11 protein-coding genes and 5 pseudogenes are annotated in these 14,621 nt (G+C 51.0%); 7 read left to right on the forward strand and 9 right to left on the reverse strand.

The window, feature by feature from the left end:
- Positions 1-322 precede the first annotated feature (322 nt).
- The 4 genes from ACOTX1_RS23415 (at position 323) to ACOTX1_RS23430 (ending at position 4,661) form a co-directional block, all read left to right on the forward strand.
- Complete coding sequence (locus ACOTX1_RS23415; protein ID WP_001235713.1) at positions 323-880, forward strand: recombinase family protein; 558 nt, start codon at positions 323-325, stop codon at positions 878-880.
- A gap of 182 nt (positions 881-1,062) precedes the next feature.
- Entirely contained in the window at positions 1,063-1,923 is an 861-nt protein-coding gene (locus ACOTX1_RS23420) for a broad-spectrum class A beta-lactamase TEM-1 (RefSeq protein WP_000027057.1), read from the forward strand.
- 115 nt (positions 1,924-2,038) lie between these two features.
- Positions 2,039-3,739, forward strand: a complete 1,701-nt coding sequence (locus ACOTX1_RS23425) for a penicillin-binding transpeptidase domain-containing protein (protein WP_421766879.1) — start codon at positions 2,039-2,041, stop codon at positions 3,737-3,739.
- Positions 3,740-3,803: 64 nt separating this feature from the next.
- Complete coding sequence (locus tag ACOTX1_RS23430) at positions 3,804-4,661, forward strand: class A beta-lactamase LAP-2 (RefSeq protein ID WP_012477595.1); 858 nt, start codon at positions 3,804-3,806, stop codon at positions 4,659-4,661.
- Positions 4,662-4,709: 48 nt separating this feature from the next.
- On the opposite strand, the pseudogene ACOTX1_RS23435 reads toward ACOTX1_RS23430, so the two are convergent.
- A pseudogene (locus tag ACOTX1_RS23435) lies at positions 4,710-5,863 on the reverse strand (IS3 family transposase).
- A 394-nt stretch (positions 5,864-6,257) separates the two neighbouring features.
- Between ACOTX1_RS23435 and ACOTX1_RS23440 the strand changes: the two are divergent.
- Positions 6,258-6,914: a quinolone resistance pentapeptide repeat protein QnrS1 gene (locus ACOTX1_RS23440; protein WP_001516695.1), complete on the forward strand. Its 657-nt coding sequence runs from the start codon at positions 6,258-6,260 to the stop codon at positions 6,912-6,914.
- A 318-nt stretch (positions 6,915-7,232) separates the two neighbouring features.
- Here the strand turns inward: ACOTX1_RS23440 and ACOTX1_RS23445 are convergent.
- From ACOTX1_RS23445 to ACOTX1_RS23460, 4 genes and pseudogenes are all read right to left on the reverse strand, one after another.
- A pseudogene (locus tag ACOTX1_RS23445) lies at positions 7,233-7,661 on the reverse strand (recombinase family protein); the annotation flags it as partial.
- 32 nt (positions 7,662-7,693) lie between these two features.
- The gene (locus ACOTX1_RS23450) at positions 7,694-9,085 is read right to left on the reverse strand and encodes an ISKra4-like element ISKpn19 family transposase (RefSeq protein WP_001493761.1); all 1,392 of its coding nucleotides are present in this window, start codon (positions 9,083-9,085) and stop codon (positions 7,694-7,696) included.
- 36 nt (positions 9,086-9,121) lie between these two features.
- A complete protein-coding gene (locus ACOTX1_RS23455; protein ID WP_001493762.1) occupies positions 9,122-9,694 on the reverse strand; it encodes a recombinase family protein in 573 nt (190 codons plus the stop codon).
- A 136-nt stretch (positions 9,695-9,830) separates the two neighbouring features.
- Complete coding sequence (locus tag ACOTX1_RS23460) at positions 9,831-10,421, reverse strand: plasmid pRiA4b ORF-3 family protein (protein WP_012477564.1); 591 nt, start codon at positions 10,419-10,421, stop codon at positions 9,831-9,833.
- 155 nt (positions 10,422-10,576) lie between these two features.
- Here ACOTX1_RS23460 and ACOTX1_RS23465 point away from each other — a divergent pair.
- Positions 10,577-10,981, forward strand: a pseudogene (locus ACOTX1_RS23465) (IS91 family transposase); the annotation flags it as partial.
- Positions 10,982-11,087: 106 nt separating this feature from the next.
- Here ACOTX1_RS23465 and ACOTX1_RS23470 read toward each other — a convergent pair.
- From ACOTX1_RS23470 to sul2, 3 genes are read right to left on the reverse strand one after another with little or no spacing between them, the layout of a single operon-like run.
- Positions 11,088-11,924: an APH(6)-I family aminoglycoside O-phosphotransferase gene (locus ACOTX1_RS23470; RefSeq protein ID WP_421766880.1), complete on the reverse strand. Its 837-nt coding sequence runs from the start codon at positions 11,922-11,924 to the stop codon at positions 11,088-11,090.
- Positions 11,924-12,727 carry an aminoglycoside O-phosphotransferase APH(3'')-Ib gene (gene aph(3'')-Ib / locus ACOTX1_RS23475; RefSeq protein ID WP_001082320.1) on the reverse strand — a complete coding sequence of 268 codons (804 nt, stop codon included), beginning with the start codon at positions 12,725-12,727 and terminating at the stop codon, positions 11,924-11,926. Before aph(3'')-Ib ends, ACOTX1_RS23470 begins: the two co-directional genes overlap by 1 nt.
- Positions 12,728-12,787: 60 nt before the next feature.
- On the reverse strand, positions 12,788-13,603 hold the full coding sequence (sul2, locus tag ACOTX1_RS23480; protein ID WP_001043260.1) for a sulfonamide-resistant dihydropteroate synthase Sul2: 816 nt from the start codon (positions 13,601-13,603) through the stop codon (positions 12,788-12,790).
- 329 nt (positions 13,604-13,932) lie between these two features.
- Here sul2 and ACOTX1_RS23485 point away from each other — a divergent pair.
- Positions 13,933-14,037, forward strand: a pseudogene (locus ACOTX1_RS23485) (Arm DNA-binding domain-containing protein); the annotation flags it as partial.
- 253 nt (positions 14,038-14,290) lie between these two features.
- On the opposite strand, the pseudogene ACOTX1_RS23490 reads toward ACOTX1_RS23485, so the two are convergent.
- Positions 14,291-14,533 (reverse strand): annotated as a pseudogene (locus ACOTX1_RS23490) (IS110 family transposase); the annotation flags it as partial.
- Between the last annotated feature and the right edge of the window lie 88 nt (positions 14,534-14,621).

The following is a 14,621-nucleotide window of genomic DNA, read 5'->3' on the forward strand; positions in this document are numbered from 1 at the left end:
ATGGTGATCCCCTGGGCGAAATGCGCCTGGTAAGCAGAGTTTTTGAAATGTAAGGCCTTTGAATAAGACAAAAGGCTGCCTCATCGCTAACTTTGCAACAGTGCCGGTGAATCTGCCATAGCTTTCAGTCTGCTCAGTGGTCAGAAAGTCAACGGGCATATCGGCCTCCCTGCCTGACGGGCATTTAGTAACATTTTTCCAACCGTACGAAATGTTATAAATTATCGGACATCGTAAAACTGTTACATTAATATGTCTATTAAATCGTAAATTTGTAATAATAGACATGAGTTGTCCGATATTCGATTTAAGGTACATTTTTATGCGACTTTTTGGTTACGCTCGGGTCTCAACCAGTCAGCAGTCTCTTGATCTTCAGGTCAGAGCACTCAAAGACGCAGGTGTGAAAGCAAACCGTATATTTACCGATAAGGCATCCGGCAGTTCAACAGACCGGGAAGGGCTGGATTTGCTGAGGATGAAGGTGGAGGAAGGTGATGTCATTCTGGTTAAGAAGCTCGACCGTCTTGGCCGCGACACTGCCGATATGATCCAACTGATAAAGGAATTTGACGCTCAGGGCGTGGCAGTCCGGTTCATTGATGACGGGATCAGTACCGACGGTGATATGGGGCAAATGGTGGTCACCATCCTGTCGGCTGTGGCACAGGCTGAACGCCGGAGGATCCTAGAACGCACGAATGAGGGCCGACAGGAAGCAAAGCTGAAAGGAATCAAATTTGGCCGCAGGCGTACCGTGGACAGGAACGTCGTGCTGACGCTTCATCAGAAGGGCACTGGTGCAACGGAAATTGCTCATCAGCTCAGTATTGCCCGCTCCACGGTTTATAAAATTCTTGAAGACGAAAGGGCCTCGTGATACGCCTATTTTTATAGGTTAATGTCATGATAATAATGGTTTCTTAGACGTCAGGTGGCACTTTTCGGGGAAATGTGCGCGGAACCCCTATTTGTTTATTTTTCTAAATACATTCAAATATGTATCCGCTCATGAGACAATAACCCTGGTAAATGCTTCAATAATATTGAAAAAGGAAGAGTATGAGTATTCAACATTTTCGTGTCGCCCTTATTCCCTTTTTTGCGGCATTTTGCCTTCCTGTTTTTGCTCACCCAGAAACGCTGGTGAAAGTAAAAGATGCTGAAGATCAGTTGGGTGCACGAGTGGGTTACATCGAACTGGATCTCAACAGCGGTAAGATCCTTGAGAGTTTTCGCCCCGAAGAACGTTTTCCAATGATGAGCACTTTTAAAGTTCTGCTATGTGGTGCGGTATTATCCCGTGTTGACGCCGGGCAAGAGCAACTCGGTCGCCGCATACACTATTCTCAGAATGACTTGGTTGAGTACTCACCAGTCACAGAAAAGCATCTTACGGATGGCATGACAGTAAGAGAATTATGCAGTGCTGCCATAACCATGAGTGATAACACTGCTGCCAACTTACTTCTGACAACGATCGGAGGACCGAAGGAGCTAACCGCTTTTTTGCACAACATGGGGGATCATGTAACTCGCCTTGATCGTTGGGAACCGGAGCTGAATGAAGCCATACCAAACGACGAGCGTGACACCACGATGCCTGCAGCAATGGCAACAACGTTGCGCAAACTATTAACTGGCGAACTACTTACTCTAGCTTCCCGGCAACAATTAATAGACTGGATGGAGGCGGATAAAGTTGCAGGACCACTTCTGCGCTCGGCCCTTCCGGCTGGCTGGTTTATTGCTGATAAATCTGGAGCCGGTGAGCGTGGGTCTCGCGGTATCATTGCAGCACTGGGGCCAGATGGTAAGCCCTCCCGTATCGTAGTTATCTACACGACGGGGAGTCAGGCAACTATGGATGAACGAAATAGACAGATCGCTGAGATAGGTGCCTCACTGATTAAGCATTGGTAACTGTCAGACCAAGTTTACTCATATATACTTTAGATTGATTTAAAACTTCATTTTTAATTTAAAAGGATCTAGGTGAAGATCCTTTTTGATAATCTCATGACCAAAATCCCTTAACGTGAGTTTTCGTTCCACTGAGCGTCAGACCCCTAATATTCTTCTTGCCGGTATCGCATTAATCTTTATCGTGCTGGTTGCCAGGCTCACCGGACTTCAGCTTTTTGACCACGCTGTCCTGGAAAATGCGGCTGACCGTCGATCCGTACGGACACTTGCACTGCCAGCACAGCGCGGAACCCTGACCGATCGTTACGGCGTTGTTCTCGCCATGAGCGTGCCGGCACGTGACATCATTGCTGATCCAAAACGCATCGCTGCCGCTCATCCGGACTTCGCGGAAGCCAGATGGGCTTTTCTGGCCGACTTGCTGGATATCACGCCTGAGGAACTTCGCAGAACTATTCAAGATAATTCGGACAAGGAATTCCTGTTTCTGAAGAAAAAGTCGCCCCTGTCATTGTCCAGGGCCGTGTCACAGCTGCATCTGCCGGGCATAAGTCAGAAATACAATGAAAATCGCTACTATCCGCTGGGTGAGGCATCAGCCTCGCTCATTGGTGTGACCGGTGCCGAAAATAGAGGGCTGAGTGGTATTGAGCAGAGCTTTAACACCGTTCTGAGAAAGGACTTCGGGGTGAAAAAAATACGCAAAAACGCCAGGGGGGGCGTCATCAGCGTGATCCAGTATGACGCTCCGGAAACTGCACCGGCGATCAGGCTGAGTATTGACAGTGTGCTTCAGTATATTGTTTACAGCCGGTTAAGGGAGGGGGTCGAGCAACATCACGCCCAGTCAGGCGCTGCGGTGCTTGTCAGCGTAAACACCGGCGAAATTCTGGCTATGGCATCCTATCCGTCGTTTAATCCCAACCGTTTTTCCGGTGCCACTTCCGCTGAAATGCGTAACGTGGCGATTAATGACAGCTTTGAGCCGGGTTCAACGGTTAAACCCTTCGTCATTCTTGAAGGCCTGCGCCGCCATATTATCAGCAGCAGCACGCTTCTTGACACAAGGCCGTTCAGGGTTGACGGCCATCTTATCCGGGACGTGGGATACTGGCCGGCGCTGACGCCGACCGGCATACTTCAGAAATCCAGTGATACCGGAGTTTCACATATTGCCCTGGCGATGCCTTCGGATGCGCTGGTAAAAACGTATTCATCCTTCGGGCTGGGAAAACCGACAGGGCTGGGCCTTCCCGGTGAAAGTACTGGTTACTTTCCGTTCAGTCGCCATCGATGGGCTGATATTGAGCGCGCCACCTTCGCTTTTGGCTACGGCCTCCGGGTAACCCCGCTCCAGTTAGCCAGAGCCTATGCCACTCTCGGGGCCTGTGGCGTTTATCATCCGTTATCCGTTACACGGTTATCCGCGCCGGTGTACGGTGAGCAGGTGGCGGACCCGAAGCTTGCCGATGCTGTAATCAGAATGATGGAAAGTGATGTGTTACCCGGCGGAAGTGGCGTAAGGGCAGCTGTACCGGGCTACCGTCTGGCAATAAAAACCGGAACCGCAGAGAAGTTAGGTGCCGGTGGAAAATATGACGGGGGGCATATTACCTATACGGCAGGCGTCGCGCCGGCGAGCCGTCCTGAAGTGGCACTGGTTGTGGTTATTAACAATCCCAAAGCGGGACAGCATTTTGGTGGCTCAGTGGCGGCGCCTGTCTTCGGCCAGATTATCGGTCCGGTGCTTACCCGGCTGAAGATTGCACCGGATGCTTTACGTGCTCCGGTGGTACACCGACAGTCCGGCTGAACAGAGCCTGTTTACTCATTATTTATCTATTATTACTTAACTTAATTTTAAAAAGGATATTAATATGAAAAAGATCCGCCTTATTATAATCTCTTTACTGGCTGGAATGTGTACTCCAGCATTATCTACACCAGTCAATGTTACTGATACAATACAAAGCACAGAAGACCATATCAAAGGTCGGGTTGGTTTTACTGAAATAGACTTTTTATCCGGGAAGGTTCTGAGTAGTCATCGCCGTGAAGAACGTTTTCCTATGATGAGCACATTCAAAGTTTTGTTATGTGGAGCAATATTAGTACGTGTTGATAAAGGGCTTGAACAACTTGAACGCCGAATTACCTATAATAAGCATGACCTGGACGACTATTCTCCACTAACCAGTCAGCACATTGCAGATGGAATGACGGTTTCTGAGTTATGCAATGCTGCCATTACCACCAGTGATAACACTGCTGCAAATTTATTGCTATCAACTATTGGCGGGCCGGAGGGATTAACTCATTTTCTGCGTAGCACTGGTGATAGTTATACAAGGCTTGATCGACACGAACCCAGCCTTAATGAGGCGAAGCCTGGCGATGAGCGTGATACCACCACTCCGGCAGCGATGGCTCAAACGCTACAAAAATTGTTAAACGAAAGTGTACTTACAGAAAAATCTCGAAAAAAATTAATAAGCTGGATGCAGGAAGATAAAGTCGGCGGGCCTCTGTTCCGCTCTGTACTGCCAGCTGGCTGGATGATAGCGGATAAAACAGGAGCAGGTGATCACGGATCTCGGGGCATCGTTGCACTGTTGGGCCCCGGAGGCAAGCCATCTCGTATAGTAGTCCTGTATATTACAAATACTCATTCATCTATGAATGAACTCAACGAGCATATTGCAGGGATCGGAGATTCAGTAATTAAGAACTGGTAATATATTTACAGTGGATTTGACCCTATATATCCAGACGTTTTTGCTCTCTTACGGTTGCGATAACTTCCTGCGTATATATTCCCGTGGTGAGCGATATCCCAGTGCACTATGCGGATGATGTTCGTTGTAATGACTGAACGCCACCGCCAGATTCATCACCGCTGCCTCGCTGTCCGGTTTCGGCATGATGCTGATGTAGTCCCGTTTTATCGTCATCACGAAGCTTTCTGCTATGCCATTGCTTTCCGGGCTTCGCACTGCTGTCGTACAAGGCTCCAGTCCCAGCAACCGGGCGAACGCCGGCACTGTTGGCAACTGCCTTCCGAAGCGTTTTTCCACCGCACCCAGCATGACATCCTGCACCGTTTCTTTGTCATAGCCTCCGGTGCTCGCTGCCCAGTCAATGATCTCCCTGTCGCAGCAGTCCTGCGCGAAGGTCACCCGCAGCTTTTCGCCATTATCACAGCGGAACTCAAAGCCATCTGAGCACCAGCGCCGGTTACTTTCCGCTACTGCTACGCGCCCCTTATGGGCCCGCTTACGGCAAGGATCAGCGGGTTTACGTTCAAGAAGCAGATTATGCGTTCTCATAATGCGATACACCCGCTTTGCATTAACCACAGGCAGGCCGTCCCGCTCCGACTCCCGTCGCAGCAGCGCCCACACACGGCGATAACCATACGTCGGCAGGTCAGCCACCGCCATGTTTATCCGGGACAATACGGTGGTATCGTCAGAACGGGGCTGCCGTCTGCGATCCTGTCAGTCAGATGGCCGGTGAACCCGAATGCTCAACTGCGCACGCGACACGCCAAGACTTCTGCAAACGTCGCTTATTCGTCGTTCCCAGGCAACGAGGGCGCATGCGCAATCCATTTTTTTGCCCGGCCGAACTCCACGGCCTCTTTGAGTATCTCGGCTTCCATCGTCTTTTTGCCCAGAAGGCGCTGGAGTTCGCGAATTTGCTTATTGGCGGCAGCGAGTTCGGAGGCCGGCACCACTTCCTCGCCCGATGCAACAGCCGTCAGTGAACCGTCTTAATATTGCTTGCGCCATTTGAATATCTGGTTTGCATTGATGCCATGCAGGCGCGCGACATGAGACACGGTCATACCGGGCTCCATAGTCTGCTGAATAATGGCAATTTTTTCCTGCGGTGTACGACGCCGACGCCGCTCAGGTCCTGATAACACTTCAACCATCTTATCGTTCTGACTGGTATTAAACATAGTTCCAAGACTACCTCTTATTTTAAGAGAGTCGAAGTGTCTGGTGATCTATGGGGCCAGTCTAGCCCTCTTCCAAGTGTAGGGAGATATAGTCAAAGTTTGCTTCTCCGCCGATGAGTCCGCCCTGCGTCGGATAGTCCGATTTTTTACCGGCGAAGCACGGCTCTCCTAACCCTATCTAAAGCGAATAACTTTTTTCAACAGGGCCGCGTGCCAATGCAAGAGCGATAGGCGCTCTACGCGCCAATTTGACCACTTAAAACAGGTAAATTGAGGGGTTGTAATGTGTTGATGTAACAGGCTTTTATTTTAATGTCTTGGCATATGTATAATGGTAGTCTAGCCCTCCTTTCAACAAGGAGTACTCATGGAAACCTACAATCATACATATCGGCACCACAACTTTTCACATAAAGACTTAAGTGATCTCACCTTCACCGCTTGCACATTCATTCGCAGCGACTTTCGACGTGCTAACTTGCGTGATACGACATTCGTCAACTGCAAGTTCATTGAACAGGGTGATATCGAAGGCTGCCACTTTGATGTCGCAGATCTTCGTGATGCAAGTTTCCAACAATGCCAACTTGCGATGGCAAACTTCAGTAATGCCAATTGCTACGGTATAGAGTTCCGTGCGTGTGATTTAAAAGGTGCCAACTTTTCCCGAACAAACTTTGCCCATCAAGTGAGTAATCGTATGTACTTTTGCTCAGCATTTATTTCTGGATGTAATCTTTCCTATGCCAATATGGAGAGGGTTTGTTTAGAAAAATGTGAGTTGTTTGAAAATCGCTGGATAGGAACGAACCTAGCGGGTGCATCACTGAAAGAGTCAGACTTAAGTCGAGGTGTTTTTTCCGAAGATGTCTGGGGGCAATTTAGCCTACAGGGTGCCAATTTATGCCACGCCGAACTCGACGGTTTAGATCCCCGCAAAGTCGATACATCAGGTATCAAAATTGCAGCCTGGCAGCAAGAACTGATTCTCGAAGCACTGGGTATTGTTGTTTATCCTGACTAATTGCTTTGATGTGTGATTTTAAACGCTCAAATTTATAAAACGAATAATATTGTCAACCTTGCAATAATAGACATAGGGACAACCATGTATAAATTTTTACCCTCAGGCGTCTTCACAATAGAGCCATATAGCAGTGGGTCACTTAGTGGGCTTAATTTTTCCATTAAAGATAATATTAATATTGCTCAGTATAAAACATCATATGGTAGCCCATCTTGGCAAGTAAACATAAGGCTGCCATTTATAAGGCACTGTTGCAAAAATGTGGAGGTGATAGGGGTACTACGCCGGAACCCCAGATTTTTCCGTCCGTTCAAATTATCCACGGTTGAGCAGCTTGATCCCGTCCGCCCGCAGTTGACCAACAGGGGAAATATGCCTGTACAAAGTTTGCCGGGTTATCCCAAGTTCCTGGCATAGCGTACTGACCTTTGTTTCTGATTGTCCCATTGATGCCATTGCCAGTCGCAGTTTGACTGGCGTCATTTTATAAGGTCGGCCGCCGTTCCGCCCACGGGCTCTTGCTGATGCCAGACCTGCAGTCGTTCTTTCAGCAATCAGTTCGCGCTCAAACTCCGCCAGTGCGGCAAAGATACCGAAGACAAGCTTGCCAGCGGCCGTTGTTGTGTCGATAGTCGCCCCGTGACCGGTCAGCACTTTCAGACCGGTCCCCCTCGCGGTCAGGTCGTGCACTGTATTAATGAGATGACGAAGATCACGACCGAGGCGGTCCAGCTTCCATACGACCGAGAGCATAAAAAATATTGGGGCAGCGTGAGCTATGCTGCCATCGCTGGTCCCTTCCCGTCACTTTGAAAACCCGGATACCAGCAGACAAATTTATCCTGCAGTTCGTTATTCAAAACGGCGGTCCGGGTCTGTAACAAATAATGAGCCCCTTTTCTGCTCCACTGCATCTGCTGCTTTTTGGCCATTCGTCTGGCGATCACTTCATTGATCGTGGATTCCACAAACGCGGTTGATACCGGCTCTCCGTACCGACGCATTTCGCCGTAGTTTGGGATCATCATCTTATTATTCCGGATGTAGGTATACATTTCATCCAGATGTTTTTGCAGGGATTTCAGGCTAGGATAGCTGAGTTCAGGGTCATCGCAATACATAACGCAATTATCAATATGTTCCAGCGCAGCGACAACATTGCCATGCCAGAGATATCGTTTAATGCTTTCCAGCAGTGCCAGAACTTTACTCCCCGCCTCTGGATCTGATACCAGCAGTCCCCGGGCATATTGCATGAGCACCTTCAGCCTCATGGTGATATGAAACCAGTCCAGCACATGCGTTGACTCAGGGTACATACCGAACTGGAGGTCCCTGAGATTATCCGCGCCGTCGGACAGAAAAAATATCTGCTGGTTGGCCTGCATTCCCTGCGCTGAAAGGTGGGTCATGAGCCTGCGTTCCGGATGACAGTCATCCTTCTGAACAAAACCGAAGCGGCGGGTGTCAGCAGGCGCACCAACGGAAAAAGACTTCCCGGCAATAATTTCAAAATTACGCTTTTTGTCATCCCGATCGCGAACATAACCACCATCTATACCCACCACAAGCGGTTTTCCTGGCCTGGGCAGGTTCCCCCAGTCGCGGGGGCAGCCGGAAAGAAAACCTGAATGAGCTTCAGCCTCAGCGTCAAGACGCTGCGCCACCTGGCATAAATGATTCCTCACCGTTGAGGCATTCAGGCTGTGGCCCACCGGCAGAATATCTTTCAGCAGACGAGTCGTCATTTCATAGGAGATCATCGAGGCCCAGCGGGTTTCAATATATTTCAGTGCCGGGTGAGAATAATCGCCGGCCCAGTCGCTGAGCAAACTGACTGTCTTTGTATCACTCTCTTCACAACGGCACCGGTACACCCGAAGCCCGGATACCGGAATAACGCCAAACAGCGTCCGGTACCGTATTTTCTGTTTGCCTTTGATTCTGCGCGCAGCAAGGCAGTGAGGGCACCGGATATGGTGTTGAGTATATTCGTCTGCCTGCAGCTGGACCACCGACTGCTGGACCGTATTCAGCAACAGCTTGGATTCTGACACCGATAATCCGATGTCGTTCCGGGTCTCCCCTGATTTCTGGATTGTCATCAGTTCCTCCGTTCGACTGGAGCCTGATTCATCGGTGATGACTATCTGGAGCGTCAGTTGCATCATTGCCTCCTGCTGTGGTGGATGACTATCTCCCGGCTACTGGTTGTTCATCTGGTGACGAAGCTTATAATATGTGGAAACGCCAAGGCCCGCATGGTCGCAGGCGATCCTGAGCCTGACCCCTCTGCTTCTGAGTGCGTCAATTTCCTGGATCTTTTTGATATCGGCGCCGGGGCGCCCTGTTTTTTCACCCCGTGCTTTTTTCGCGGCGATGCCGTCGGCCTGCCTTTCCTTCAGTAAGGCTCGTTCAAACTGGCTGAATGCCGACATCATGTGCAGCTGCAGTTCCTGCATCGGATTGTTTGTGCCGGCGCTGAACGTCAGCTGCTCTTTCAGAAAAATAAGGGTAACGCCCTGGTCACGAAGCCGGGTGGTGACAGCGCACATATCCGACATATTCCGGCAAAGGCGATCGATGGAATGAACCAGAAGCGTATCACCAGGGCGTAATTGCCCCAGGAGTTCCTGTAACCCCGGGCGGTTTGTGTCCTTCGCGCTGGCATGCTCAACACAAATTTTATCAGGCTGAAAACCCGCCTTTGACAATGCCTCTTCCTGACGGGCCGTATTCTGATCGGCCGAGCTTACCCTGATGTAGGCATATTGCACGCAAAACCTCCGGAAGGTCTTTAAACATCATAGAGATTTAAAGAATAATCCATAAACACTGATTTAGGGAGGTTTATAGACATTTTTTCGGGGATCTGAGAGGCATGCTGAAAACGTATACCTTTATAGACATCAGTCAGCGACGACGGCCCAGCCAGATAACTTCAGGCTCCAGTACCGGAGATGCAAGGTCGAGCCTGCTCAGTTGCCGGTTGATTTTGTGGCGGTTGAACCTGACAGCATCCAGGTCGTCAGCAAAAGGGCGGATCTCGCCGACCGTTGTTTCATCATCCGCATTAACGATAGCTTCAAGAAACGCCAGGGTTTTATCGAACTCATCCGCAGCTGTGGCTCCGGGCATACCATGGCCGCTTATACAAAACGGCGCTTTCAGCGTAGAGTTTTCATAAATGGCCTCAACACGAATGTCATGAAGCCAGTGCTCAAAGAAATTGTATTCATAGGTAAAGCGATCGCCAGCATCAAAAGCAAAATCATCAATCACGACCCGGAACGGATTATCGACAAAACCGATGCCTCCTTCGTAGGAGATACCGTAATCTTTGCCATAAATGTGAAATTGATGGAGATGGTCGTCCCCCCAGCCCTGCACTATCTGGAAAATGAAGTGAAGCGCGGCCAGTGACGTGTCGGCAGCAATTCTCAGCCGACGCCAGACCATCGGACTGACTCCATGAACTGCTATTTTGATGACGTAGATCTTCATAGTCAGCAGGTATTGTTATGAAATGATGGTGGTTATTTTAACCCCTGTAGATGGCATCATTCGATGGCTGCCCCGAGGTTTTTCATGCTCTCCTAAAAGAACTTTCCGCTAAGCGATAGACTGTATGTAAACACAGTATTGCAAGGACGCGGAACATGCCTCATGTGGCGGCCAGGACGGCCAGCCGGGATCGGGATACTGGTCGTTACCAGAGCCACCGACCCGAGCAAACCCTTCTCTATCAGATCGTTGACGAGTATTACCCGGCATTCGCTGCGCTTATGGCAGAGCAGGGAAAGGAATTGCCGGGCTATGTGCAACGGGAATTTGAAGAATTTCTCCAATGCGGGCGGCTGGAGCATGGCTTTCTACGGGTTCGCTGCGAGTCTTGCCACGCCGAGCACCTGGTCGCTTTCAGCTGTAAGCGTCGCGGTTTCTGCCCGAGCTGTGGGGCGCGGCGGATGGCCGAAAGTGCCGCCTTGCTGGTTGATGAAGTACTGCCTGAACAACCCATGCGTCAGTGGGTGTTGAGCTTCCCGTTTCAGCTGCGTTTCCTGTTTGGGGTCGTTTGCGGGAAGGGGCGGAATCCTACGCTAAGGCTTTGGCCAGCGATATTCTCCGGTGAGATTGATGTGTTCCCAGGGGATAGGAGAAGTCGCTTGATATCTAGTATGACGTCTGTCGCACCTGCTTGATCGCGGCCGCGATAACTAGATCGCGTTGCTCCTCTTCTCCATCCGCGTTCCAAGCTGCGGAAAGGCACCCATAAGCGTACGCCTGGTCGAGCAGGCGACGCGGATCGACGTCCAGCGCACGAGAGAATGCGTCCGCCATCTGTGCAATGCGTCTAGGATCGAGACAAAGGTCGTCTCTGTCAGCCGGATCGTAGAACATATTGGCGGCGCCAAAGCCCACTTCACCGACCAGACCGACGGGATCTATCACCAGCCAGCCGCGACTGGAGAACATGATGTTTTCATGATGCAGATCGCCATGTAGCCCACGCAGTTCCGAGGCATTGCTCATCATTTGATCGGCTATAATCGCCGCGTGGACGTAGTCAGTTTGACAACCTGCGTTTTGATCATCGCGCGCCCGCTGAAACAAAGCTGCAAAGCGATCCCGGATCGGGAGAAGGGCAGAAGGCAGGGGTTCCTCAGATGCGGCATACAGCTTCGCCATTAGTTCCGCTGCAATTTCGGTCGCCTGGTAGTCGCCGTGCTCGGCAACGATGTGAGAGAGCATTCGCTCCCCGGCATATTCGAGCAACATCAGATTGTTCTCACGACCGAGCAACCGGACTGCTCCCCTCCCATTGCGCCATACCAGATAGTCGGCCCCGCGCAGTTCATCAGCAATGTCTTTTATAGGTTTCAATCCCTTGACGATTGCAGGAGTCCCGTCTGGCAATGAAACTTTCCAAACGAGGCTGGAAAAGGTGTCCGCAATGAGAACAGGTTGCGAAACGTGCCAATGAGCAGGAAAAACAGGCGGCATGAACATCAACCCCAAGTCAGAGGGTCCAATCGCAGATAGAAGGCAAGGCGTTCGCGGTCGGGGGCTTCGATCCCCAATACATTGAATAGGACAGCGAAGGCGCGCTCTGCTTCATCTGGCGCTGCCCAGTTCTCTTCGGCGTTAGCAATCATGAGTGCCAAATCGGCATAGCGATCTGCTGTTCCGAGCCGCCCAAGGTCGATCAGACCCGTGCATTGAAGAGTTTTAGGGTCCACCATGAAGTTCGGCATGCAGGGATCACCATGGCAAACAACCATATCGGTGCGCTCTTGGTCGAGCCGCACCGGTAGCTCTCGTTCGACACGAGCCAAAAGATCGAGCTGCGGCGTACTCTTGTCCTCGTCCGGTAAGAAGTCGGGATTGACGGCATTGCGGGACACCACATCAACGGCGCGTCCGAACATTCGCGACAGCCTGCGCTCAAACGGACATTGATCAACCGATAGGCTGTGAACAGCGCCAAGTTGCTGCCCCATTGACGGCCACGCTTTGAGCAAATCCGCTCCAGACAGATCAGCCGCCGGTACTCCCGGAATTGCCGTTATCACCAAGCATGCACCCTCCTGTTCCTCCTGCCAGTTGATGACCTCGGGGCAAGCCACACCTCGACCTTTGAGCCAAATGAGGCGGTCACGCTCTCCAGCGAGCTCACCGCGGCGGGAAGCAGGTGCGATTTTCGCGAAGGCATGCCCGTCACCACGTCGAAAAACAAAATCACCAGATTCTCCGCCTCTGACAGGCAACCAGTCAGAATGCGATTTACCAAAAAAAATATTAGTTCGATTCAATGGAGGTTCCTTCAGTTTTCTGATGAAGCGCGAATATAGAGAAATATCCCGAATGTGCAGTTAACGAATTCTTGCGGTTTCTTTCAGCGCCGCCAATACCGCCAGCCCGTCGCGCAAGGGGCGCGGCTCGTGTGTGCGGATGAAGTCAGCTCCACCTGCGGCGGCGGCAAGCTCTGCAGCGAGTGTCGCGGCCCCGACATCCCCCGGACCACGGCCTGTGAGCGCGCGCAGAAAGGATTTGCGCGAAACAGACAGAAGCACCGGCAAATCGAAGCGCAGCCGCAATTCATCGAACCGCGCCAGCACCGAGAGCGAGGTTTCGGGAGCAGCCCCCAGAAAAAACCCCATGCCGGGATCAAGGACAAGGCGGTTGCGTTTGATACCGGCACCCGTCAGCGCCGCGATGCGCGCGTCAAAGAACGCCGCAATGTGATCCATGATGTCGCCAGCGGGTGCCTCGCGCCGATCTGCCTGCCCGTCTTGCACCGAATGCATAACGACGAGTTTGGCAGATGATTTCGCCAATTGCGGATAGAACGCAGCGTCTGGAAAACCGCGAATATCATTGAGATAGGCCACACCACGCGACAAGGCATAGGCTTGCGTCGCGGGTTGATAACTGTCGAGCGAGACGGGAATGCCATCTGCCTTGAGCGCGTCCAGCACCGGCGCGATACGCGCGATTTCTGTGTCGGACGAAACAGGCGCGGCGTCGGGATTGCTGGATGCCGGACCGAGGTCGATCACATCTGCCCCCTCGGCCATCAGCTTACGCGCCTGCGCAATGGCTGCGTCTGGCGCCAGATACCGGCCTCCATCGGAGAAACTGTCCGAGGTTATGTTGACGATGCCGAAAATGATGAGCGATTTATTCATGGGGGCTTCTATAATAATAATAATCGAGCATGAGTCTCATACGGATGCTCGGGTCGAAAGGGAATCCCCAGGCGAGTAACCTGTTTGCGGTGCTCCATTAGCTGCAGGAGCAGAATAGCATACATCTGGAAGCAAAGCCAGGAAAGCGGCCTATGGAGCTGTGCGGCAGCGCTCAGTAGGCAATTTTTCAAAATATTGTTAAGCCTTTTCTGAGCATGGTATTTTTCATGGTATTACCAATTAGCAGGAAAATAAGCCATTGAATATAAAAGATAAAAATGTCTTGTTTACAATAGAGTGGGTATCGGAGACGAAGAAGGACAAGGTACATGCTGACCGATACCAAGCTGCGCAATCTCAAGCCCAGGGACAAACTCTACAAAGTGAATGACCGGGAAGGTCTCTATGTGGGGGTCGCCTCAGAAAACGGAATCTATGGTCACTCCCGTTTTTGCAACACCGATTTTGACGACAAGTTGGCTTGCTTGAATCTATCCGGCGTCTGAATGGGATTTTATTCCCGCGCCTCGATGAGTTCCGCGCCTGATGAACCTCCAGAAAATATACGGCTTCAATGAGCCTTTCCGTTTTACAGGTTCCTCAACAGGCCGGTGGGCCGTTAGTATCATCAATATCAGTATTCGCAAAACCAGATGAATGATTGTTTAAACTGGTGTATTTCTGCCTTTATGCTTCGTAAGTTTGCTGTCGCGCCGTCAGTGCCCAGGCTATTCTGGCCAGCTTGTTTGCCAGAGCACAGGTGACGACAAAGTTGCTTTTCCGACACAACAACTCCCTGACCCAGTCGGCCAACTTGCCAGACTGGTGTTCCAGTTTTTGTATGAATACCCTGGCACACTGAACCAACAAAGTTCGGATCTTTTTGTTGCCCCGCTTGCTAATCCCTAACAAGGGGTCGGTTCCGGCTGAGGGCGAAATGACACCCTAAGCGTTAGCTCTGTGTCGTTGCACGATGTCAGCGACGGTATTCTTGCTGATACCGAGCTCGCGTGCGATC

Origin of the sequence: Enterobacter cloacae complex sp. IR5401 (genome assembly GCF_049238425.1) — a bacterium.
Classification (GTDB): Bacteria; Pseudomonadota; Gammaproteobacteria; order Enterobacterales; family Enterobacteriaceae; genus Enterobacter; species Enterobacter hormaechei_C.